This is a genomic window from Microbacterium sp. Beta (assembly GCF_005502545.1).
Lineage (GTDB): Bacteria > Actinomycetota > Actinomycetes > Actinomycetales > Microbacteriaceae > Microbacterium > Microbacterium oxydans.
The window spans coordinates 41,188-61,216 of sequence record NZ_SCOG01000022.1; the positions used below are offsets into that span (position 1 = coordinate 41,188).

Genomic DNA, 20,029 nt, shown 5'->3' on the forward strand with positions numbered 1-20,029 from the left:
GTTCGCGGACGCGGGGCTCAGACGCCTTCGCGAGTCTGGGCGATGGGGCGGGCATCACCGGGCCACGGGGCACTGCGAGAAACGGCCCCCGGGGACCGAAGTCCCCGGGGGCCGTTTCTCGTTCCGACGATCGCGAGGGTCAGACCCGATCGCGCAGGGCGGCACCGAGCTCGGCGTCGACGTTCGTCCAGTACTGGAAGAAGCGCTCGCGGATGGCGTCGACCGTGATCGAACGCCCCTGACCGGTCAGGGTCTCCAGGAAGCGCGCGCGCTGCTCACCGTCGAACACGTCGCGGTAGAGCGTGCCCGGCTGGCCGAAGTCGTCGTCCTCGGCGTGCAGGGTCGCGGCGGAGCGCTGGATCTCGCCGTCGGCTTCCCAGTTCACCTCGATGCCCTTCGACGGGTCGGCCTCCGGTCCGCCTGCGGCTCCGTAGGAGTTCGGCTGGTAGGTGCGGTGCGCGGCATCGTTGAACTGGTAGCGCATCGAGCCCTCGTGCTGGTAGTTGCGCGCCTCGCTCGCGTGCGGCTGGTTCACCGGCAGCTGGTTGTAGTTCGGGCCGATGCGGTGGCGCTGGGCATCCGGGTAGGCGAAGATGCGCCCCATCAGCATCTTGTCCGGGGAGATGCCGGTACCGGGCACCTGATTCCCTGGCGAGAAGGCGGCCTGCTCGATCTGCGCGAAGAAGTTCTCCGGGTTGCGGTTCAGGGTCAGGGTGCCGACCTTGATGCGCGGGTAGTCCTTCTTGGAGATGGTCTTGGTGAGGTCGAACGGGTTGAACCGGTAGTCCTTGGCCTCGTCGTACGGCATGATCTGCACGTAGAGGTCCCACTTCGGGAACTCGCCGTCGGCGATCGAGCGGAACAGGTCGCGACGGTAGTGGTCGGCGTCCGACCCGGCGAGCTGCTCGGCCTCTTCGTTGCTCATCGCCTCGACGCCCTGCTGCGAGATGAAGTGGTACTTCACCCAGAAGACCTCGCCCGCGGCGTTGATCCACGAGTAGGTGTGCGAGCCGTAGCCGTTCATGTGGCGCCAGCTGAGGGGGAGACCGCGGTCTCCCATGAGATACGTGACCTGGTGGGCGCTCTCCGGCGACAGGGTCCAGAAGTCCCACTGCATGTCGGGGTCGCGCAGGCCCGAGTCGGCCAGTCGCTTCTGCGAGTGGATGAAGTCCGGGAACTTGATCGCGTCGCGCAGGAAGAACGTCGGAGTGTTGTTGCCGACGATGTCGAGGTTGCCCTCCTCGGAGTACATGCGGAGCGAGAAGCCGCGCACATCGCGCCAGGTGTCGGGCGAACCCTGCTCGCCGGCGACCGAGGAGAAGCGGATGAGGGTCTCGCTCGTCGCTCCCGGCTGGAAGACGGCTGCCCGCGTGTAGGCGGACACGTCTTCGGTGACGACGAACTCGCCGAACGCGCCGCCGCCCTTCGCGTGCGGGTTGCGCTCCGGCACCCGCTCGCGGTTGAAGGCCGCGATCTTCTCGACCAGGTAGTGGTCGTGCAGGACGGTGGGGCCGTCGGCACCGACGGTGAGCGAATGCGTGTCGCTCGCGATCGGGGCTCCGGCCTGCGTGGTGGTGGCAGGTTTCGTCATGGTGTTCTCCTTCTCCGCGTGGGCGCGACGATCACCCCCATCCGGGGACGGGCGATCGGCGGCCCTGCTACTGCGCGGCGTTCTGGCAACTGGGGCACAGGCCCCAGAAGGTGACTTCGGCTGTCTGGACGGTGAATCCCCCCGTCGAGGACGGGGTGAGACACGGAGCTTCACCGATGACGCAGTCCACATCGCCGATCGCACCGCAGGAGGTGCAGACGACGTGGTGGTGGTTGTCATCGATGCGCCGCTCGTAGAGCGCTGCGGAGCCTGCCGGTTCGATCCGGCGGATGAGACCCGCCGTCGTCAGGTCCGCGAGGATGTTGTGCACCGACTGGATCGACGTGGTCGGCAGCACTTCGGACACGGCGCGGTAGACCCGCTCCGCATCCGTATGGGCCATGGAGTCGAGAGCCTCGAGAACGGCGACGCGGCCCGCGGTCGCCCGAAGCCCAGCGCCGCGAAGCGCCGAGTCGAGTTCTGTCTCCATCCCCCGAGGCTACCTTGTTTTTTGAATAACTCAAAAGAAAGAATTCCGGTATGTCGCCCGTCGGCATCCTGTCGTGCGAGGAGAGCGGCGCCGAAACCCTCGGTCGCCACGCGCGCGCGGGTCTGCTGCCACACCCCCGGCGGCTCGTGGAGGAGGTCGCGCTCCACCTGCCACCGCAGCGCCGGATCGGAATCGAGCAACCATTCTCTGACCGGGGGAGTGAGCGCCATCCAGGCACGGTACTCCGCGGCATCCGTCCCGGGAAGCGTGTCTGCAGTCCGTCGTCTGCAGTCCGGGCCGTGCTCAGACGAAGCGGACGGTCTGCTGCAATCGGGTGCGCACGTCGAACAGCTCGTTGCCGCCGATGGCGCGCGCCTGGGGGACGCCTTGGCGCAGGACCATCGCCAGCGCGCTGCGCCGCACCACGACGACCGGTACTCCGCGACTCGTGCCGAGCGGGGTGACGGCCTGGGCGAGGTCGTCGTCGGGCAGCACGACGATCGCGCCGCCGAACTTGACGCGCGCGGCCTTGGCGACGGCGCGCATCCGGCCCAGGGCCGCGGTGACCGGTGCGCGGGTGCCGACGCTCGGGCCGGTGATCTCTCCGCGACGGAAGCCGACCACTCCGCCGAAGTCCTCCGACATCACGCCGTACAGTCCTGAAGGCCCCAGCACCACGTGATCGAGCTTGTCGTCGGCATCGGTACCGACCGCGACGTCGTGCCACACCGTGTATCCCATGCCGAGGTCGGAGACCGTGCGGGCCGTGGCCTCCTCCGCGAGCGCGTCGGCGAGGAGTCTGCGCAGATCGCGCGGGGCTGACCGCACGAGCGCGGGGTCGTACGGATCGGGGACCTCGACGCCGCGTCCCGCCCATTCGCGGATCAGTGCGAGGTAGCGCTCACGACGCCAGCCGCCGGGGTGACCGTAGGACCGGGCGCGCGGTCGGGTGTCGGTGCGGGCAGCGGGCGGGCGCCATCCGCTCCAGCCCGCGGTCGAGTCGGTGGTGCCTCCTGCGCCGGCGGTGGATGAACCGGCCACTCCGGTGCGGCGGTCGTAGGCGGCACGGCTCTCGACGGTGCCGACCAGTTCCCACGCACGCTGCACCTGGATGAACACCGCCGCATCGCCGCCGGTGTCGGGGTGCGTCTGGCGCAGGCGGAGACGGTAGGCGCGGCGCAACTCGACATCGTCGACGGCGGGGTCGACCTCGAGGATCTCGTAGGCCGAAGCCGAGAGCGGACTGTCGAACATCGCTCTCCCTCCGCGACCGCGGCATCCAGGATATCCGGCGGTTGTTGTGGGTCTGCCCGATTCGAAGGGGGTCAGTCCGGCACGTCGACGATGCGCTCGACGCCGACGACGGGAACGATCGCGCCGGCGGAGGCGGCGGCGATGTCGTCGGTGAGCCGGGGGAGCTCTGCCTCGGGGGCCCACAGCTCGAGCGTGGCCATGGCCGCATACGTGGGATCGCCGAGTGTCGCCCCGTGATGCGCGGCCCAGTCGCGGAGCAGGTTGTCGTACCGGCCGGCATCTGCGTGTGGAACCTCGAGCGTGACCTGGCGGAGCGCGGCCCGCCGCACGAGTGAGGCCCGGTCGAGCGCTTCGGACACGGCGGACGAGTACGCGCGCACCAGCCCTCCGGCGCCGAGCTTCACGCCCCCGAAGTAGCGGGTCACCACCGCGACCACATCGGTGAGCTCTCGCCGCCGCAGAACTTCGAGCATCGGGATGCCCGCGGTGCCCGACGGCTCTCCGTCGTCCGACGACCGGGCCTGATCGCCGAGGAGCCCGGTGACCATGGCTGTGCAGTTGTGGTTGGCATCCCACGCCCGCTTGCGGATCCCGGCGATCACGACCTCGGCCTGCTCGACCGAGGAGACGGGCTCGATGCGGGTGACGAAGCGCGATTTGCGGACGACGCTCTCGTGATCGACCGCAGCCGCGATGGTCGCGGGATAGCTGCGGGCGGAGGTCACCCGCCTCACGATACCGATGCGGCGGAAGGGCTCCGTGATCCGCTCAACGGTCGACGAAGGCCATCTGCTGCGGGTTGTAACGGTCGCCGCTCACTCCGAGGCGCGTCGCGAGGGTCGTGAGATCCGCCATCTCGTCTGCCGACAGGGCGACGGACGTGCTCCCCGCGTTCTCGGCGATGCGCGCGGTGCGTCGGGTGCCGGGGATCGGGACGATCCACGGCTGCCGGGCGAGCAGCCAGGCCAGGGCGATCTGGCCCGGCGTGGCGTCCTTGGCCGCAGCGAGGTCGGCGACGTGCGCGACGAGCGCCTGGTTCGCCGCCCGGTTCTCGGCCGTGAACCGCGGGATCGTGGCGCGGATGTCCCCGACGGCGAAGTCGGCCGCGGTGTCGACGGTGCCGGTCAGGAACCCCTTGCCGAGAGGGCTGAACGGCACGAAACCGATGCCCAGTTCGGCGAGCACCGGCAGGATCTCGGCCTCGGGGTCACGGGTCCACAGCGAGTATTCGCTCTGCAGTGCGGTCACGGGGTGCACGGCGTGGGCGCGGCGGATGGTGTCCGCCGACGCCTCGGAGAGCCCGAAGTGGCGCACCTTGCCTTCCGCGATCAGCTCGCCGACGGTCCCGGCCACGTCCTCGATCGGCACCTCGGGGTCGACGCGGTGCTGGTAGAACAGATCGATCACATCGGTGCGCAGACTCCGCAGCGAGGCCTCGGCCACCCGCCGTATCTGCTCAGGGCGGCTGTTCAGCCCCACGCTCCTGCCGTCCACGATGTCCCACCCGAACTTGGTCGCGAGCACGACCCGGTCGCGGAGGGGTTCGAGAGCCTCGCCGACGAGCTCCTCGTTGACGTACGGGCCGTACACCTCGGCCGTATCGAAGAAGTCGACGCCGTGATCGAGTGCCGACCGCAGCACGGCGATCATGTCGTCGCGGCTGCCGGGGTTGGGTCCGTAGCTCTGCGACATGCCCATGCAGCCGAGGCCGACCGCCGAGACCTGCAGGCCCTGTCCGAGAGTACGCGTGTGCATGGGGTGGTCCTTTCATCGTGGTCGCAGACGGATCGGCGGCGCTGGAGCCGACGTTACGCGCGGGCACGATCGCGAGGGAGTCCCTGACAGAACCCCGCTGACCGGAACCCCCTTTCAGGTGTGGGCGGATCCATCGAACGGTGGAGAGGAGTGTCAGCCCCCTGTCCGATCCCCGCGACGGAGGCGACGGCTGGACTGGATGCATGCTCCGCACCCTCCATTCCCTTCCCCTGTGGCTCACCTCGCGGCGCGGCGGGTGGATATCCCTGCTCGTAGCCTTCGTCGCGTTCACCGCTCTGCTCGGCGCGCTGGGTCGGGCATCGCTCCCCGCGGGGAATGATGTGGCTCCGCCGGACTCCGAATCCGCGCGGGCGGCCGTGCTCGCCGCGGGCTTCGATGATGCGGACGAGGGCACGGTGCTCCTGGTCGCGACCAGAGACGACGGTGCGCAGCTCGGCGATGCCGACCTCGACGCCCTCTCCGGTCTCGCCGCGGACGTCCGAGCCGAGACCGGGCGCGAGCCGCACGGGCCGATCGTCAGCGACGACGGAGAGGCCGCGGCGATCCAGGCGACGCTGACCCTGGAAGACGACGATGCTGCCGCGGACGCCGTGCGCGATCTGCGCGGCACCGTGACGCAGCATCCGATCGACGGGGTGAGCGTGCAGGTCACCGGCGGACCGGCGTTCGGTGTGGACGTCGCCTCGGCGTTCGACGGAGCCGACTTCACGTTGTTGATGGTGACCCTCGGGATCGTGGCGCTGCTGCTCATCGTCACGTACCGCTCGCCTGTGCTGTGGATGATCCCCCTGGTGGTGGTCGCGCTCGCCGATCAACTGGCGAACAAGGCGACGGCGGCGATCGGGGCGGGTCTCGGACTGCAGTTCGACTCCGGCATCGTGAGTGTTCTCGTCTTCGGCGCCGGCACGAACTACGCCCTCCTGCTGATCTCGCGCTATCGCGAGGAGCTCGCGCGCGAGACCGACCACCGCCGTGCCCTCGTGGGCGCATGGCGGGCCACCGCACCGGCGATCGTCGCCTCGAACGTGACCGTGGTGCTCGCTCTGTCGACTCTGGCCCTCGCGGTGATCCCGGGCACACGCGGGCTCGGTATCGCGTCGGCCGTGGGACTCCTGATCGCGCTCGCCGCCGTGCTGCTGGTGCTGCCACCCGCGCTCGCCGTCTGCGGGCGGCGCCTCTTCTGGCCGTTCGCGCCGCGGGTGGGCGACGCCGCCGTGACGGGTCGTGTGTGGGGTGCGGTGGCGCAGCGCGTCTCCCGGCGCCCGTGGGTGCCCCTGGTCGGTGCGCTCGCGTTGCTCGGCGTCTTCGCCGGTGGTCTCGCGGGGGCCACGGTCGGTCTCACGCAGGTCGAGAAGTTCCGTGTCCCTTCCGAATCGGCGGCGGGTCTCACAGCGCTCGGCGAGCACTTCCCGGCGGGCGAGGCCCAGCCGATGATCGTGATCGGCGATGCGGCGGACAGCGATGCGCTGACCGAGACGATCGGCGATGTGCCCGGCGTGCTCCGGGTGTCGACGACCGGGGAGAGCACCGACGGCGCGCTCGTCCGGCTGCTCGTCGTGGGCGATCCGGCGCCGGGCACGGCCGAGAGCCTCGACCTGGTCGGGGCAGTGCGAGAGGCCGCGCACGCCGTGCCCGGTGACGCCGTGGTCGGTGGCCCGGTGGCGGCCGACCTCGACGCGCGCGACGGCAACCAGCGCGACCTGCTCCTGATCGTGCCGCTCGTGCTCGCGGTCAGTCTGCTCGTGCTCATCGTGCTCCTGCGCTCCCTGGTGGCGCCCGTGTTGCTGCTCGCGGTGAACATCCTCAGCGCGGTTGCCGCGATCGGTGCGGGCACCTGGCTGAGCCGAGTCCTGTTCGGATGGGAGGCGCTGGACCTGCAGGTGCCGCTGCTCTCGTTCCTGTTCCTCGTGGCGCTGGGGATCGACTACACGATCTTCCTCGTCCACAGGACGCGCGTGGAGGCACGGACCGTCGGTACCCGTCAGGGGATGGTACGCGCACTCACGGCGACGGGTGGCGTCATCACCAGCGCGGGTGTCGTGCTCGCCGCGGTGTTCGCCGCGCTCGGATTGCTGCCCCTGGTCACGCTCGGGCAGATCGGGCTCATCGTCGGCATCGGAGTGCTGGTCGACACCTTCGTGGTGCGCACACTGGTGGTTCCGGCGATCTTCGCGATCGTCGGCGAGCGGATGTGGTGGCCGGGAACTGCAGGGCGGAGAAGATCCTGCGCGGATCGAGGCGGAGAACGGCCGGACGGGGGAGAATACGAGCATGCCGCCGTCGCCAGCACCCGAGATGCGAGCTGAGTCGTCGCGGCCGGAGTCGTCGCGGCCGGAGTCGTCGCGGCCGGAGCGCGCGGCAGGCTTCCGCGCTCCGCGCACGTGGGCGAGCCTGGTGGGGTCTATCCGGATCGGCCAGGCCGTCATCACCGTGGTGCTGCTCGTGGTCGGAGCCTGGCGCGCGGCGGCGGACGGCGTCCCGCTGCCGTGGGTGCTCGCCCTCTCGCTCGTCTTCCTCGGCTGGTACGGAGGAGGGTTGCTGCTCAGCGAGCGCACCTCCGACCGCCGTCTGGCGACGTGGTGGCTGCTCGGACTCACACTCATCTGGCTCGGCGCGGTCGTGGTGTCGCCGGAGTTCGTCTGGCTCGCGTTCCCCCTGTGGTTGCTCGCCGGGTTCGTGATGCGCCTGCGCTGGGCGCTGCTGCTCAGCGCGGCCGTCCTCGTCGTCGTGGTGACCGCTCCGCTGCTGCACAACGGCACCACGACCTATGCGAACGTGATCGGGCCTCTCGTCGGCGGGGTCTTCGCTCTGGGGATCTCCCGCGGATACCTCGAGCTCGTCCGCGATGGACGGGAGCGACGCCGACTGATCGCCTCGCTCGTGGCCACCCAGGAGGAGATGGCCGCGCTGCAGGACGAGCTTGCCCGCACCCAGCGCGAGTCGGGGGCGAGCGAGGAGCGCACCAGGGTGTCGCGCGACATCCACGACACCGTGGCGCAGAGCCTGTCGTCGATCGGGATGCTCACGCGGTCCGCCCTGGAGGCGGACGACCCGGCGCAGCGTACCCGTGCCCTCAGACAGATCGGTGCGCTCGCCGCGGAGGGGATGGCCGATGCGCGGCGCATCGTGAACGCCCTGATGCCGGCCGAGCTCGAATCCACCGCGCTCGGCGACGCCCTGGCCCGCATGCTCGAGCGCCTCGCCGAGGAGACCGGGATCGAGGCGACGCTGCACGCCGACGACGACCTGCCGTCGCTCGGCATCGACGCCGAGGTCGCCCTGTTGCGCACGGCGCAGTCGGCCCTCGCGAACGTCCGCTCCCACGCATCCGCGACCAGGGTCGTCGTCACCCTCGCGGACGCCGGCGACGCGGTGCGGCTCGACATCGTCGATGACGGGATCGGTTTCGACGCGCGGCAGTGGGACCGGCAGCGGGACGCGCAGGGTGGCGTCGGCAGCACGGGTGGTGGCTACGGTTTGCGTTCGATGCGCGCGCGCCTGCGGGAGCTCGGCGGAGGGCTCGACGTGGAGAGCGCCCCGGGAGACGGCACCGCGCTCTCGGCGCACATCCCCCTCGGCGGCACCGCTCAGGGGCGACGGAACGGAGGGGAGGGATGACCGCGGTGCGCGTGCTGCTCGTCGACGACCACCCCATCGTCCGGGCCGGCGTGCGCTCGCTGTTCGACCATCGCGATGACGTCGAGGTGGTCGGGGAAGCGGCATCCGGTGAGGAGGCCGTGGCCCTTGCGCGGCACCTGCATCCGGACGTCGTGCTGTGCGACCTGCGGCTCGGGGAGGGCATGGACGGCGTGCAGACGACCGCCGCCCTCCGCGCGCAGGAACCGGCGCCCGCGGTGCTGATCCTGACGACGTTCGACCGCGACGCCGAGATCCTGGGAGCCATCGAGGCGGGAGCCGCGGGCTACCTCCTCAAGGATGTGGCGCCGGACGACATCGCGCGCGCGATCCGCCAGGCGGCGTCGGGAGCGCTCGTTCTCACCCCCGAGCTCAGCGAGCGGGTCGTGCGCGTCATGCGTGCGCCGAGGGTGCGCCTGACCGACCGGGAGCTCGAGGTGCTGCGTCTGCTCGACACGGGGGCGTCCAACCGCGAGATCGCGAAGACCCTGTTCGTCACGGAGGCCACCGTGAAGACCCACCTCGTGCACGTGTTCGAGAAGCTCGGTGCCGACAGTCGCGCACGTGCCATCGCCATCGCGCACGACACCGGCCTGCTCTGAGGTCTCGGCCCGGCGCTCTTTCGGGTCAGTTCCAGAACCGCTGCACGCGCGCGGCGAGGTCGCGCATGGCGGAGCCGTCGAGCACCACACTCCGCTCCTCGACACCGAGCGCGGGCCACTGCATGACGAACTCGATCGGGCCCTCCGGTGGAAGCGGCCACAACCACAGTCGGTCCGTCGAAGAGTAGTTGTGGCTCCCGCCTCCGCCGCCGCCGCTGTTGCGTGCCAGCGTGTGCCCCTTCGGCTCGGCCGACGGATCTTCGCCTCCGAAGAACGGGAAGCCTTCGGCGAGGACCTTCTCTCCGTCGCCGAGCACGAGGCCGAAACGCAGCCGGCCGGCCGGGTGCACCGGACCACCCATCTGGCTGTGCCCGATGAAGTCCGCGCACAGCTCGTTCCACTCCCGCACAGGCATCCCGTGCCGGCGGAGCCGCCCTTCCAGACGGAACTCGACCCCGTCGCTGTAGACGGCGACCCCGAACAACCCCAGCGCGAGGTTCTCCGTGGTGGCGAGTGTCTCGGAAACGGGAAGGAGTACGGGCAGCTCGTTCTCCGGAGCCTGCCACCTGGGCTGCCGCTCCGGTTCGCTCTCCTCGTGTTCCGGCATCTCCGGATCGGGCGGGAAGAAGCTCATGCCGACAGGTCATCACACGTCCTGTGGATCGCGCAAGAGTCGCGCCTGTGCGCATCTCAACCCTTCGATGGATCCCCGGAACGGTCACCCCGGCGAGGCTGGGATCAGACCGAAAGGATTCCGATGCGCCGCCTCTTCTCCGCCGCGTTCGCCTACATGCTCGTGGGCGTCGCCTCCGGACTCTTCTACCGAGAGTTCACCAAGATCAACGACTTCCCCGAGGGCGAGTCGACGCAGCTCGGCCTGGTGCACACGCACCTGCTCGTGCTCGGCTTCGTCGTCCTGCTGATCGTCCTGCTCCTCGAGAAAGCGTTCACGCTGTCCGAGAGCCGCCTGTTCGGCTGGTTCTTCTGGCTGTACAACGCGGGCCTCGTGCTCACGACGGCCATGATGATCTGGCACGGCAGCCTCACGGTGCTCGGCCAGGAGTCGAGCGGCATGATCGCCGGCATCGCAGGCCTCGGCCACATCCTCCTCAGCGCCGGCATGATCCTGCTGTTCCTCGCCCTCCGCAAGCGCCTGTTCGTCCCGAAGCCGGCCGTCGCCTGATTCGAAACGGGGAACCGTCAGTCCGCCTCCACCGAATCGTCGCGCAGGTGGGCGATGTGTGCCGCATGCCGCGCCAGGTGGTTCGGTGAGCGGCGCACGAACAGCCACGCCACGAACAGCACCACGAACCAGATCGGTGTCACGAGCAGCGCGGTCAACGTATCGGGCTGGGTCGTGAGCGCCCACAGGATGAACACGAAGAACGCCAGCACGACGTAGACCATGAACACGCCGCCGGGCAGCCGGAACGTCGATGCGGCGACCTTGTCCCTGCGCGTGCGCCGGTACACGAGGTAGCTGCACAGGAAGATCGTCCACACGAACATGAAGCACAGCGCCGAGACCGTGGTCACCATGTCGAAGGCCGTGCCGATGTCCTTGCCCGCATACAGCAGCACCACACCGGAGAGCAGCAGGATGCACGACAGGAACAGCGCGTTCTGCGGCACGCGGCGGCGGGAGAGGCGGGCGAACATGCGCGGGGCGTCGCCGTCCTGTGCGAGTCCGAACACCATGCGCGAGGTCGAGTAGATGCCGGAGTTGGCGCTCGACATGGCCGAGGTCAGCACCACGAGGTTCACGACGGTCGCGGCGATGCCCAGACCCGCGAGGGCGAACATCGCGATGAAGGGGCTCTCGCCTGCCACGTACTCGGTCCACGGGGTGACCGCCATCAGCACGATGAGCGCGCCCACGTAGAACAGCAGCACGCGGATCGGGATCGCGTTGATCGCCTTGGGGAGGTTGCGCTTCGGGTCCTTGGTCTCGGCCGCGGCGGTTCCCACGAGTTCGATGCCGACGAAGGCGAAAACGGCGATCTGGAACCCGGCGACGAAGCCCATGAATCCGTGCGGGAACATGCCGCCCTTGTCCCACAGGTTCGAGAAGCTCGCGGTGCCGGCGTCGTGCTGGAACCCGGTGAAGATCATCACGAGTCCGGTGACGATGAGCGCGACGATCGCGACGATCTTGATCAGCGCGAACCAGAACTCCATCTCGCCGAACGCGGCGACGGTGGGCAGGTTCAGGGCGAGCAGGATCACGATCACGAGGATGCCGGGGATCCACAGCGGGATGCCCGGGATCAGCGCGTCCGTGTAGCCGGCGATCGCGATCACGTCGGCGACTCCGGTGACCACCCAGCAGAACCAATAGGTCCAGCCGGTGAAGAACCCCGCCCACGGGCCGAGCAGATCGCTCGCGAAGTCGCTGAACGACTTGTACTTCAGGTTCGACAGCAGCAGCTCGCCCATCGCCCGCATCACGAAGAAGAGCATGAACCCGATGATCATGTAGACGAAGATCACGGATGGGCCCGCGACCGAGATGGTCTTGCCGCTGCCCATGAACAGTCCGGTGCCGATGGCGCCGCCGATCGCGAGCAGTTGGATGTGGCGGTTGCTCAGTGCGCGCCGCAGGTGCTGTTCCTCTCCGTCCGCGGCGACATCGCGCTCGCGTCCGGTTTCCCCCGTGTACTGCTCGGTCACTTTCTTCCTCCGGTCGTCGTCGACTGCGTCGATCCGAAGGTACCCGTCGACCGCGCGATGCTCGGAATCGAGATCCGCTATTCCGTCGCGCCGAATCGATTCGATAGGCTTGTCGCACCCCCGATCACCCCCCAGTCCTGCGAGCCGCTCCTTCATGGCCACCTCCCTCACCACGGGCCGCCCGTGGCGCGTCATCCTTGCCTTCTCCATCCCCCTCCTGCTCGGGAACGTGGTGCAGCAGCTGTACCAGTTCGCCGATGCCATCGTCGTCGGTCGGCACCTCGGCGTCACCTCCCTCGCGGCGGTCGGCGCGACCGGCAGCCTGCTGTTCCTGCTGCTCGGGTTCGCCTGGGGACTGACGAGCGGTTTCGCGATCCCGATCGCCCAGGCCTTCGGCGCGAGGGATGACGCGGCCGTGCGCCGTTCGGTCGCGACCGGCGTTCTGCTGAGCGCCATCACGAGTGTGATCCTGACGATCGGAGCGCCCCTCCTCGCCGGTCCGATCCTCGCGCTGCTGCAGACGCCGCCCGAGTTGATGGCCGAGGCCACGATCTTCACCCAGATCAGCTTCCTCGGTGCGAGCGCGACGATGTTCTTCAACTACCTCTCCGCGATCATCCGTGCGATCGGAGATTCCAAGACCCCGCTGGTGTTCCTCACCGTGTCGTGCGCCCTGAACGTCGGGCTCGTCGTCCTGATGGTCGGGCCGCTGGAGTGGGGTGTGGGCGGAGCCGCGCTCGCGACCGTGGTCGCCCAGGCGGTCTCGGTCGCCCTGTGCCTCGAGTTCGTGCGTCGTCGGCTGCCCATGCTCCACCTGCGCCGTGCGGACTGGCGGATCACCAGCGGTGACGTCGCTGAGCACCTGCGCCTCGGTCTGCCCATGGGATTCCAGGCGTCGATCATCGCGATCGGCACGCTGACCGTACAGGTCGCGCTCAACACCCTGGGGGCGGATGCGGTCGCGGCCTACACGACCGGATCCCGCGTCGACAGTCTCGCGGTGGCCCTGCTGTCATCGCTCGGACTCGCTGTCTCGATGTACGCCGCGCAGAACCACGGGGGTCGGCGTCCCGATCGCATCCGTCGCGGTGTGGTCGAGGCGACCTGGATGGCCGTCGTCGCCGGCTTGGTACTCGGTGGACTGCTCATCGCCTTCGGTGCGCCGATGGTGCGTCTGTTCATCGGCGAGGGGTCGGACGACGTCGTCGACGAGGCGCATCGGATGCTCATCATCAACGGATGCGGGTACTGGGCGCTGGGCATGCTGTTCGTCCTGCGGGGAGCCCTGCAGGGACTCGGTCACACGCTCGTCCCCACGGTCACCGGCGTGATCGAGCTCGTGATGCGCGTGGGAGCGGCCATCGTGCTGGGCGCGTGGATCGGATTCGACGGAGTCGCCCTCAGCAACCCGCTCGCCTGGCTCGGCGCTATCGTCCTGCTCGTCCCCGCGTACGTCCGCGCGCACCGCGCCCTCGGTCGGCTGCCCATCGACCCGGCGGAGGCCACCGAGACCTCGGCCATCGCGATCGTCGGGCCGACCGACGGGTCGATGGTCGTGGACGCCGTGGTCACCCAGCCTGTCCGCGTCCACCGCGCGCGCCGCCTGCGCTGGCCGCGCCGTCGCTGACGATCTCGTCGCTTTGTCCGCAGTGCACGGATATCCCTCTCCAGGATGATGCGGATCGCACTTGAGACGGATGCCCTCCCCGGGAGACACTTCTAATGTCGAATGAGTGGAGTAACCACTGACGGGGGGTCGTCATGACGACATTGAGAGTGGCCAGCGATCTGGCTGCGGTGATGGTGCCGATCGGTTACGTGGGTGCGGCGCTCGCCGCCATCTTCGCGATCGTCGCGGCGGTCGCCATCGTCCGGGGAGCCGGTGGGCTCGCCGGGGGCGCGGTGGGACTGTGGATCGTGGGAGCGCTGATGAGCTTCGCGGCGTCGTTCGCGCGCGACTGGACGCCGCTGATCCTGGCGGGCGGATCGCTCGTGGCGATGCTGATCGTCGGGAGCATCGTGCGTGCCATCGTCGACGCAGGCGGTGTCGGGCGCACCGACCGCACGGTCGAGGAGGCACTGCCGACCGCGATCCCGGCCTCGAAGGCTCCCCCCGCTCCGACGTCGAAGCCGGTGCTCACCAAGACCGGACCGGCGACGGCCTCGATCGCCATCGTCCGCTGAGCGCTCAGCGGTAGTCGCGGTCGCGGTGCTGTCCGCTCTCGTCGCCCGACTGCACCCGCTCCGCTTCGCGCGCCCTCAGCTCCACGCGGCGGATCTTTCCTGAGATCGTCTTCGGCAGCTCGGGCACGAACTCGATGATCCGCACCCACAGATGCGATGACAGGCGCTCGTGCGCGTACGCGAAGATCGCACGCGCCGCCTCGGTCTCGGTGTTCGTGGAGTCCGGAGTAAGGCAGACGTAGGCCTTCGGCACGGCCAGGCGCGTGGGATCGGGGCTCGGGATCACGGCCGCCTCGACCACGAGCTCATGCTCGAGCAGCACCGACTCGAGCTCGAAGGGCGAGATCTTGTAGTCCGAGGCCTTGAACACGTCGTCGGAGCGACCCACGTAGGTGAGGTACCCCTCGTCGTCGCGCACGGCGATGTCGCCGGTGTGGTGGTAGCCGCCCGCCCGGGACTCCGCGGTCTTCTCAGGGTCGTCGTAGTACCCGGCCATGAGCCCGAGCGGCGGGTGCGCCAGGTCGAGCGCGATCTCGCCCTCTCCGTCGACGACCTCTCCTGTGACGGGGTCCAGCAGCACGACCGGGTACCCGGGCAGAGGTCGTCCCATGGACCCGACCTTGACGGTCTGCCCGGGGGAGTTCCCGATGCAGGCCGTCATCTCGGTCTGTCCGAAACCGTCGCGGATCGTTCCGCCCCAGGCTTCCCGCACCCTGTCGATGACTTCGGGGTTCAGGGGTTCTCCCGCGCCCACGAGCTCGCGTGGCGGGTGCGTCAGGCGGGCGAGGTCGGCCTGGATCAGCATGCGCCACACCGTCGGCGGCGCGCAGAAGGTCGACACGTGATGGGTGTCCATCACCTGCATGAGGGTGTTCGCGTCGAAGCGGGCGTAGTTGTAGACGAAGACGGTCGCCTCGGCGAGGAACGGCGAGTAGAAGCTCGACCAGGCATGCTTGGCCCACCCAGGCGACGAGATGTTCAGGTGCACGTCGTCGGGGCGCACGCCGAGCCACCACATGGTCGACAGGTGTCCGATCGGATACGAGGCGTGCGTGTGCTGCACGAGCTTGGGCCGGTTGGTGGTGCCGGAGGTGAAGTAGAGCAGTGCCGTGTCGGATGACGGGGTGGGGCCGTCGGGTTCGAAGCTCGTGGGCGCCGCTGCGGCGTCGTCGAAGGGCGCCCATCCGGACGGCAGGTCAGCGCCCACGCCGATGCGCAGGATGCCGGGGTCGATGCCGGTGAGGCGGTCGGCGAGCGTTCCGAGCGTGACGACAGCTCGTGCGCGCCCGTGATCGACGCGGTAGGCGAGATCCGCCGCGGACAGGAGCGTGGATGTCGGGATCGAGACGGCTCCGACCTTGGTGATCGCCAGCATCACCTCCCACAGCTCGATCGTGTTGTTCAGCATGACGATCACGTGGTCGCCGCGGCGGATACCGATGCGGGTGAGCCAGGCGGCCACCTGGTCGGAGCGCGTCGAGAGCTCCCCGTACGTCCAGGAGTGCAGGCTCAGATCGGCCTCCACGATCTGCACGGCCGGTCGGTCGGGCTTCTCGCCGGCGATGACGTCGAACCACTCGAGTGCGAAGTTGAACTCGTCGACCTCGGGCCAGACGAATCCCTCTCGCGCCGCGGCGTAGTCGGTCGCGTTCGTGAAGAGGAAGTCCCGCATCTCCCGGATGGTGTGCGTGGCGGCGGTGGCGCTGCGGCTCATGGTGCTCCCTTGCTCCTTGCTGGCGTGCACTCCATCCTGGCCCATGGGTCGGCGCCAGGAGAACGGTCAGCCAAGGAGAGCGGTCAGGGGGAGAGGACCCCCGGTCCGTCGCGGAGCTCGAAGACGAGCTGGGTCTCGGTGCCGCGGACGACGGGGTGGATCGTGATGTGCTCGAGCACGATGTCGCGCAGTGCCGTCGCGTCCTGCACGGCGACGTGCACCAGGAAGTCGTCGACACCGGCGACGTGGAACACCTGCAGGACACGAGGGATGCCGGCGAGCGCGTCGAAGAGCGCTGTGACCTTGGCTCCGGTGTGGTTGGCGAGGCGCACCTTGATGATCGCCTGCAGGGGGAACCCGAGAGCCGCCCCGTCGACGCGGATACGGGTGTCGCGGATCACACCGCGCTCGCGCAGCGCCCGCACCCGATGCGCGCACGTGGATTCGGCGAGACCGAGCCGATGCGCGAGCGCCTTGTTGGTGGTCTCGGCGTCGCGGGTCAGCACCGCGAGCAGCTCGAGGTCGATCTCGTCGAGTTGTGCTTTCGCCAACGTGAGGCCTCCTCGCCTGCGGGACATTGCACACAATAGCGTTCCGGTTCCTCGATTCGGTGTCCTCTGTCGATTTCCTGCGCTTCTGCCGTGATTCCGGCAACGTGGAGTCATGACTGCACCGCTGCATCCCGATACCGTCGCCGTCCACAGCGGGCGCTCCGATCTGGAGGGTCTCGGGGTGCATGCGCTGCCGATCGACCTGTCGACGACCAATCCGCTGCCCGACATCGAGCGCGGTGGCGACTCGTACGAGGCCATGGCGACGGGCGGTCGTCCCCCGGCCGACGGCAGCATGGTCTACGCGCGGCTGTGGAACCCGACGGTGGCTCGGTTCGAAGAGGCGCTCGCCGAGCTCGAGCACGCCGACGCCTCCGTGGCCTTCGCCTCTGGCATGGCCGCGATGACGGCGGTGATCCTCGCTCACACCGGAGCCACCGGCGCGCGGCACGTCGTCGCGGTGCGTCCGCTCTACGGCGGCACCGACCATCTGCTCGGCTCCGGGCTGCTCGGTGTCGAGGCCACCTATTGCCACCCCGACGAAGTGGCGGCGACCATGCGCCCCGACACCGGCCTGGTCGTGGTGGAGACGCCGGCGAACCCCACCCTCGACATCGCCGACATCGCCGACGTGGTGCGGCAGGCGGGCGCGGTCCCGGTCGTGGTCGACAACACGTTCGCGACCCCTGTGCTGCAGAACCCCATCGATCTGGGGGCCGCGATGTCACTGCACAGCGCCACGAAGTACCTCGGCGGCCACGGCGACGTGATCGCCGGCGTGGTCGCCTGCAGCGAGGAGACCGCGGAGGCGCTTCGCCGCGTGCGGGCCGTGACCGGTGGGCTGCTGCATCCGCTCGGGGCCTATCTGCTGCACCGCGGTCTCACCACGCTGCCGGTGCGGGTGCGGCACCAGCAGGAGAGCGCGCGTCGGATCGTGCAGTGGCTGAGCGACCGGCCCGAGGTGGCGGAGGTCTTCTATCCGGGACTCGACGGCGACCCGCGCGGCATCCTGCAGCGGCAGATGCGTGGCACCGGCGCGATGATCGCGATGCGCATGCGTGGCGGGTTCGCTGCGGCCTCCGCCGTCACGACGGCGACCGCATTGTTCACGCACGCGGTCTCGCTCGGCGGCGTGGATTCGCTGATCCAGCATCCGGCGGCGCTCACCCATCGGCCGGTGCCGCCGGAGGCCCGTCCGGCAGCCGACGTGCTGCGGCTGTCGATCGGGCTGGAGGACGTCGACGACCTGATCGCCGATCTCGCCCAGGCCTTTGCGGCCGTACCGGCCTTCGATGATGAAGCGCCGCTCACCGACCGGGTCACCTCCTCGCGCGACGCACACCGGGGGGGCAGTGCGCGCCTGAGGGGGTGACTCAGCGCCCGCGAACCCGTCGGCTCGGCGCCGCATCGGCCGTGACTCACGGCGAGGGGAGGCGGATCGTCCCGGTCGCGAGGTGCTCCGTCGGCATCCGGTCGCGGTCGTAGGTGATCTCGTCGTACCCGTGCGGGGTCGGCACTCCGTCGTCGTCGAGGCTCACGAACACGATCTTGTCGATCGTGAGGATGCGCTTGCGCGTGATCATGTTCCTCGCCACCGCGCGCATGGTCAGCGACGTGGTGCCGAAATGCGTCGCCTGCAGGCCGATCTCGATCAGGTCGCCCTGCACGGCCGAGGCCTCGAAGTTGATCTCCGAGATGTGCTTGGTGACGGCGCGATAGTTGCCCAGCTGCACGATCGCGTAGATCGCCGCTTCCTCGTCTATCCACTTCAACAGACTCCCGCCGAACAGGGAGCCGTTCGCGTTCAGGTCCTCGGGGCGCACCCACTTGCGGGTGCGGAAGTTGAGTCCGTCCTCCGACCACTGCCACGCCGGTGCCTTCTTCTTCGCCATGCGCACGAGGCTAGGCGGCGCGTGAGTCGGAGATGTTACGGCCCGTTTTCGCGGAGGACACGGCCGTCGGCCACGTCCCTTTGTGCATACCTCACAAGAAACTCAGTGTCATGAGCGCTGGAACTTGGTTTCGAGCGGCAAATCCGTCACTCGCGCCTCGGCGCAGCCATACAGTCACCGGTGGCAACGACGCCACTGACCCCCGGGAGTCCTCGATGACGAGTACCACGCCCCATTCGCACGGAATCGGCATGCGCATCGCCGTCATCGTGCTCAGCCTGCTGCTGGCCGCCATGGTGGTCCTGTTCTTGGTGACCACCGGCAAGATCGCCGCCGGTGCCTCCGAACTCGCCGACGGCACGACATCGGCCAAGGACGGCTCGGCCGACCTGGCAGCCGGCGCTGCAGACCTCTCCACGGGCGCATCCCGCCTGGCCGAGGGCACCCAGGAGCTCGCAGCGGGAGCCGCCAGCGCGCAGGAGGGATCGCAGAAGCTGAGCGACGGTGCCACGACCGCAGCGACCGGCGCGACGACCCTGGCCGAGGGGGCGAACAGCCTCGCCGCCGGCGCATCGACCGCCGTGGTCGGTGCGGGCAAGGTCAGCGGGGGTGCGCAGACGGCGCTCGCCGGAGCGCAGGAACTCGCGACGAAGATGGCGCAGGCGGATGCCGGTGCGCAGACCCTCTCTTCCGGGATGTCCACCCTCGCCGCCGGTGTCAACGGCGCGCATGCGTATGCGAACGGCGTGCTCGTCGGCGCGACGCAGCTCAGCGACACCCTCGGAACCAAGGTGAACGCCGACGTGGTGGCTCTCGCGCAGCCGGGAGCGAAGACGCTTCTCCAGGGCGTCGCGGCCACGGCGCCCGGCCACTCGCAGCAGCTCGCCGACGCCCTCGCGGGGATGCTCGCAGCCGACCCGGAGAACCCGCAGCTGAAGGCTCTCGCCGCTCTCGCCGCCGGAGTCGACCAGGAGGTCGATGCGATGGCTCCCGTCGCGGCCAAGGGCTCCGACCTCGCGCAGGGACTCGTCGCGGCCGCTGCCGGATCGGCTCAGGTGACGGGTGGCGTGAATGCGCTCATCAGCGGTGACGCCGCCCGCCAGTGGCCCGGCACCGCAGCACTCGTCGCTCCCCAGGGCGTGCCCGCTCTGGTCGCCGGCGCGCAGGCTCTGCACTCCGGCACGACGCAGCTCTCGGCAGGCGCATCGAGGCTCGCCGCGGGCCTGCAGACCCTCTCGACCGGGGCATCCGCCCTCTACTCGGGAACGGCGAACCTCAGCGCAGGCGCGACTCGCCTGAACGACGGCGCGACGACGCTCGCCACCGGCGTCGGGACGCTGCAGACCGGCGCGGGCGACCTGAACGTCGGGATCGAGAAGCTCTCCGCTGGCGCCACCACCGTCGCGGACGGCTCGGGCGAGCTCGCGGCCGGCGGCGACAAGCTCGAGGCCGGTGCTGCCGACCTCGCCGCGGGCAACGACCTGATCGCGGACGGGTCCGGCACGCTCGCCACCGCGACGGCCGGGGCCGCCCCGTCCATGACGCCGTGGGGCCTCGGTATCGCCCTCGCCGGGCTGATCGCGATCGGCTTCTGGGTCGGTCACCGCATCTCCCATCGACGCGCGCTGGCCCTGGCGGTCTGACTCCCCGACCCCGCCCGACGCCGCCC

18 protein-coding genes and 1 pseudogene are annotated in these 20,029 nt (G+C 69.6%); 8 read left to right on the forward strand and 11 right to left on the reverse strand.

Annotated features, from left to right (window positions below; all coding sequences use genetic code 11):
• Positions 1 to 139: 139 nt before the first annotated feature.
• The 6 genes and pseudogenes from FFS56_RS16565 to FFS56_RS16590 form a co-directional block, all read right to left on the reverse strand.
• Positions 140 to 1,591: a catalase gene (locus FFS56_RS16565; RefSeq protein WP_046748589.1), complete on the reverse strand. Its 1,452-nt coding sequence runs from the start codon at positions 1,589 to 1,591 to the stop codon at positions 140 to 142.
• A gap of 67 nt (positions 1,592 to 1,658) precedes the next feature.
• Positions 1,659 to 2,081, reverse strand: coding sequence for a Fur family transcriptional regulator (locus FFS56_RS16570; protein ID WP_046748590.1), 423 nt, complete (start codon positions 2,079 to 2,081; stop codon positions 1,659 to 1,661).
• A gap of 53 nt (positions 2,082 to 2,134) precedes the next feature.
• Positions 2,135 to 2,311 (reverse strand): annotated as a pseudogene (locus FFS56_RS20875) (squalene cyclase); the annotation flags it as partial.
• A gap of 73 nt (positions 2,312 to 2,384) precedes the next feature.
• Positions 2,385 to 3,335, reverse strand: a complete 951-nt coding sequence (locus FFS56_RS16580) for a DnaJ domain-containing protein (protein WP_046748591.1) — start codon at positions 3,333 to 3,335, stop codon at positions 2,385 to 2,387.
• 71 nt (positions 3,336 to 3,406) lie between these two features.
• On the reverse strand, positions 3,407 to 4,060 hold the full coding sequence (locus tag FFS56_RS16585; protein ID WP_046748592.1) for a YigZ family protein: 654 nt from the start codon (positions 4,058 to 4,060) through the stop codon (positions 3,407 to 3,409).
• A 43-nt stretch (positions 4,061 to 4,103) separates the two neighbouring features.
• Complete coding sequence (locus FFS56_RS16590; RefSeq protein ID WP_127012811.1) at positions 4,104 to 5,090, reverse strand: aldo/keto reductase; 987 nt, start codon at positions 5,088 to 5,090, stop codon at positions 4,104 to 4,106.
• Positions 5,091 to 5,293: 203 nt separating this feature from the next.
• Here FFS56_RS16590 and FFS56_RS16595 point away from each other — a divergent pair, with 203 nt between their 5' ends.
• The 3 genes from FFS56_RS16595 to FFS56_RS16605 are packed head-to-tail and all read left to right on the forward strand — an operon-like array spanning position 5,294 to position 9,349.
• Entirely contained in the window at positions 5,294 to 7,417 is a 2,124-nt protein-coding gene (locus tag FFS56_RS16595; protein ID WP_127012810.1) for an MMPL family transporter, read from the forward strand.
• Positions 7,383 to 8,729: a sensor histidine kinase gene (locus FFS56_RS16600; protein WP_127012809.1), complete on the forward strand. Its 1,347-nt coding sequence runs from the start codon at positions 7,383 to 7,385 to the stop codon at positions 8,727 to 8,729. The genes FFS56_RS16595 and FFS56_RS16600 overlap by 35 nt, the downstream gene beginning before the upstream one ends.
• Positions 8,726 to 9,349, forward strand: a complete 624-nt coding sequence (locus FFS56_RS16605; protein WP_046748595.1) for a response regulator transcription factor — start codon at positions 8,726 to 8,728, stop codon at positions 9,347 to 9,349. The genes FFS56_RS16600 and FFS56_RS16605 overlap by 4 nt, the downstream gene beginning before the upstream one ends.
• A gap of 25 nt (positions 9,350 to 9,374) precedes the next feature.
• Here FFS56_RS16605 and FFS56_RS16610 read toward each other — a convergent pair whose 3' ends face one another.
• Positions 9,375 to 9,983: a hypothetical protein gene (locus FFS56_RS16610; protein WP_052748771.1), complete on the reverse strand. Its 609-nt coding sequence runs from the start codon at positions 9,981 to 9,983 to the stop codon at positions 9,375 to 9,377.
• A gap of 123 nt (positions 9,984 to 10,106) precedes the next feature.
• On the opposite strand from FFS56_RS16610, the gene FFS56_RS16615 reads away from it, so the two are divergent.
• Entirely contained in the window at positions 10,107 to 10,532 is a 426-nt protein-coding gene (locus tag FFS56_RS16615) for a DUF2871 domain-containing protein (RefSeq protein WP_046748596.1), read from the forward strand.
• A gap of 17 nt (positions 10,533 to 10,549) precedes the next feature.
• On the opposite strand, the gene cycA is transcribed toward FFS56_RS16615, so the two are convergent.
• Positions 10,550 to 12,019 (reverse strand): D-serine/D-alanine/glycine transporter, encoded by a 1,470-nt coding sequence (gene cycA / locus FFS56_RS16620; RefSeq protein WP_127012808.1) that lies wholly within the window; start codon positions 12,017 to 12,019, stop codon positions 10,550 to 10,552.
• 154 nt (positions 12,020 to 12,173) lie between these two features.
• Between cycA and FFS56_RS16625 the strand changes: the two genes are divergently transcribed.
• Positions 12,174 to 13,646, forward strand: a complete 1,473-nt coding sequence (locus FFS56_RS16625; protein WP_127012807.1) for an MATE family efflux transporter — start codon at positions 12,174 to 12,176, stop codon at positions 13,644 to 13,646.
• A 134-nt stretch (positions 13,647 to 13,780) separates the two neighbouring features.
• Positions 13,781 to 14,203, forward strand: a complete 423-nt coding sequence (locus FFS56_RS16630; protein ID WP_127012806.1) for a hypothetical protein — start codon at positions 13,781 to 13,783, stop codon at positions 14,201 to 14,203.
• Positions 14,204 to 14,207: 4 nt separating this feature from the next.
• Here FFS56_RS16630 and FFS56_RS16635 read toward each other — a convergent pair whose 3' ends face one another.
• Entirely contained in the window at positions 14,208 to 15,917 is a 1,710-nt protein-coding gene (locus tag FFS56_RS16635; RefSeq protein WP_046748600.1) for an AMP-binding protein, read from the reverse strand.
• 83 nt (positions 15,918 to 16,000) lie between these two features.
• The gene (locus FFS56_RS16640) at positions 16,001 to 16,468 is read right to left on the reverse strand and encodes an Lrp/AsnC family transcriptional regulator (RefSeq protein WP_052748772.1); all 468 of its coding nucleotides are present in this window, start codon (positions 16,466 to 16,468) and stop codon (positions 16,001 to 16,003) included.
• A 112-nt stretch (positions 16,469 to 16,580) separates the two neighbouring features.
• Between FFS56_RS16640 and FFS56_RS16645 the strand changes: the two genes are divergently transcribed.
• Positions 16,581 to 17,840, forward strand: coding sequence for a PLP-dependent aspartate aminotransferase family protein (locus FFS56_RS16645; protein ID WP_127012805.1), 1,260 nt, complete (start codon positions 16,581 to 16,583; stop codon positions 17,838 to 17,840).
• Positions 17,841 to 17,886: 46 nt separating this feature from the next.
• Here the strand turns inward: FFS56_RS16645 and FFS56_RS16650 are convergent, their stop codons facing one another.
• Positions 17,887 to 18,360, reverse strand: a complete 474-nt coding sequence (locus tag FFS56_RS16650; protein WP_061015881.1) for a hotdog domain-containing protein — start codon at positions 18,358 to 18,360, stop codon at positions 17,887 to 17,889.
• A 215-nt stretch (positions 18,361 to 18,575) separates the two neighbouring features.
• On the opposite strand from FFS56_RS16650, the gene FFS56_RS16655 reads away from it, so the two are divergent.
• Positions 18,576 to 20,003 carry a hypothetical protein gene (locus tag FFS56_RS16655; protein WP_164734127.1) on the forward strand — a complete coding sequence of 476 codons (1,428 nt, stop codon included), beginning with the start codon at positions 18,576 to 18,578 and terminating at the stop codon, positions 20,001 to 20,003.
• Positions 20,004 to 20,029 lie beyond the last annotated feature (26 nt).

Excerpts from the sequence above, each read along its gene's own strand:
- FFS56_RS16565 (WP_046748589.1), bottom strand. The coding sequence starts at position 1,591 with ATGACGAAACCTGCCACCACCACGCAGGCCGGAGCCCCGATCGCGAGC.
- FFS56_RS16570 (WP_046748590.1), bottom strand. The coding sequence starts at position 2,081 with ATGGAGACAGAACTCGACTCGGCGCTTCGCGGCGCTGGGCTTCGGGCG.
- FFS56_RS16580 (WP_046748591.1), bottom strand. The coding sequence starts at position 3,335 with ATGTTCGACAGTCCGCTCTCGGCTTCGGCCTACGAGATCCTCGAGGTC.
- FFS56_RS16590 (WP_127012811.1), bottom strand. The coding sequence starts at position 5,090 with ATGCACACGCGTACTCTCGGACAGGGCCTGCAGGTCTCGGCGGTCGGC.
- FFS56_RS16595 (WP_127012810.1), top strand. The coding sequence starts at position 5,294 with ATGCTCCGCACCCTCCATTCCCTTCCCCTGTGGCTCACCTCGCGGCGC.
- FFS56_RS16600 (WP_127012809.1), top strand. The coding sequence starts at position 7,383 with ATGCCGCCGTCGCCAGCACCCGAGATGCGAGCTGAGTCGTCGCGGCCG.
- FFS56_RS16605 (WP_046748595.1), top strand. The coding sequence starts at position 8,726 with ATGACCGCGGTGCGCGTGCTGCTCGTCGACGACCACCCCATCGTCCGG.
- FFS56_RS16610 (WP_052748771.1), bottom strand. The coding sequence starts at position 9,983 with ATGAGCTTCTTCCCGCCCGATCCGGAGATGCCGGAACACGAGGAGAGC.
- FFS56_RS16615 (WP_046748596.1), top strand. The coding sequence starts at position 10,107 with ATGCGCCGCCTCTTCTCCGCCGCGTTCGCCTACATGCTCGTGGGCGTC.
- FFS56_RS16625 (WP_127012807.1), top strand. The coding sequence starts at position 12,174 with ATGGCCACCTCCCTCACCACGGGCCGCCCGTGGCGCGTCATCCTTGCC.
- FFS56_RS16630 (WP_127012806.1), top strand. The coding sequence starts at position 13,781 with ATGACGACATTGAGAGTGGCCAGCGATCTGGCTGCGGTGATGGTGCCG.
- FFS56_RS16635 (WP_046748600.1), bottom strand. The coding sequence starts at position 15,917 with ATGAGCCGCAGCGCCACCGCCGCCACGCACACCATCCGGGAGATGCGG.
- FFS56_RS16645 (WP_127012805.1), top strand. The coding sequence starts at position 16,581 with ATGACTGCACCGCTGCATCCCGATACCGTCGCCGTCCACAGCGGGCGC.
- FFS56_RS16650 (WP_061015881.1), bottom strand. The coding sequence starts at position 18,360 with ATGGCGAAGAAGAAGGCACCGGCGTGGCAGTGGTCGGAGGACGGACTC.
- FFS56_RS16655 (WP_164734127.1), top strand. The coding sequence starts at position 18,576 with ATGACGAGTACCACGCCCCATTCGCACGGAATCGGCATGCGCATCGCC.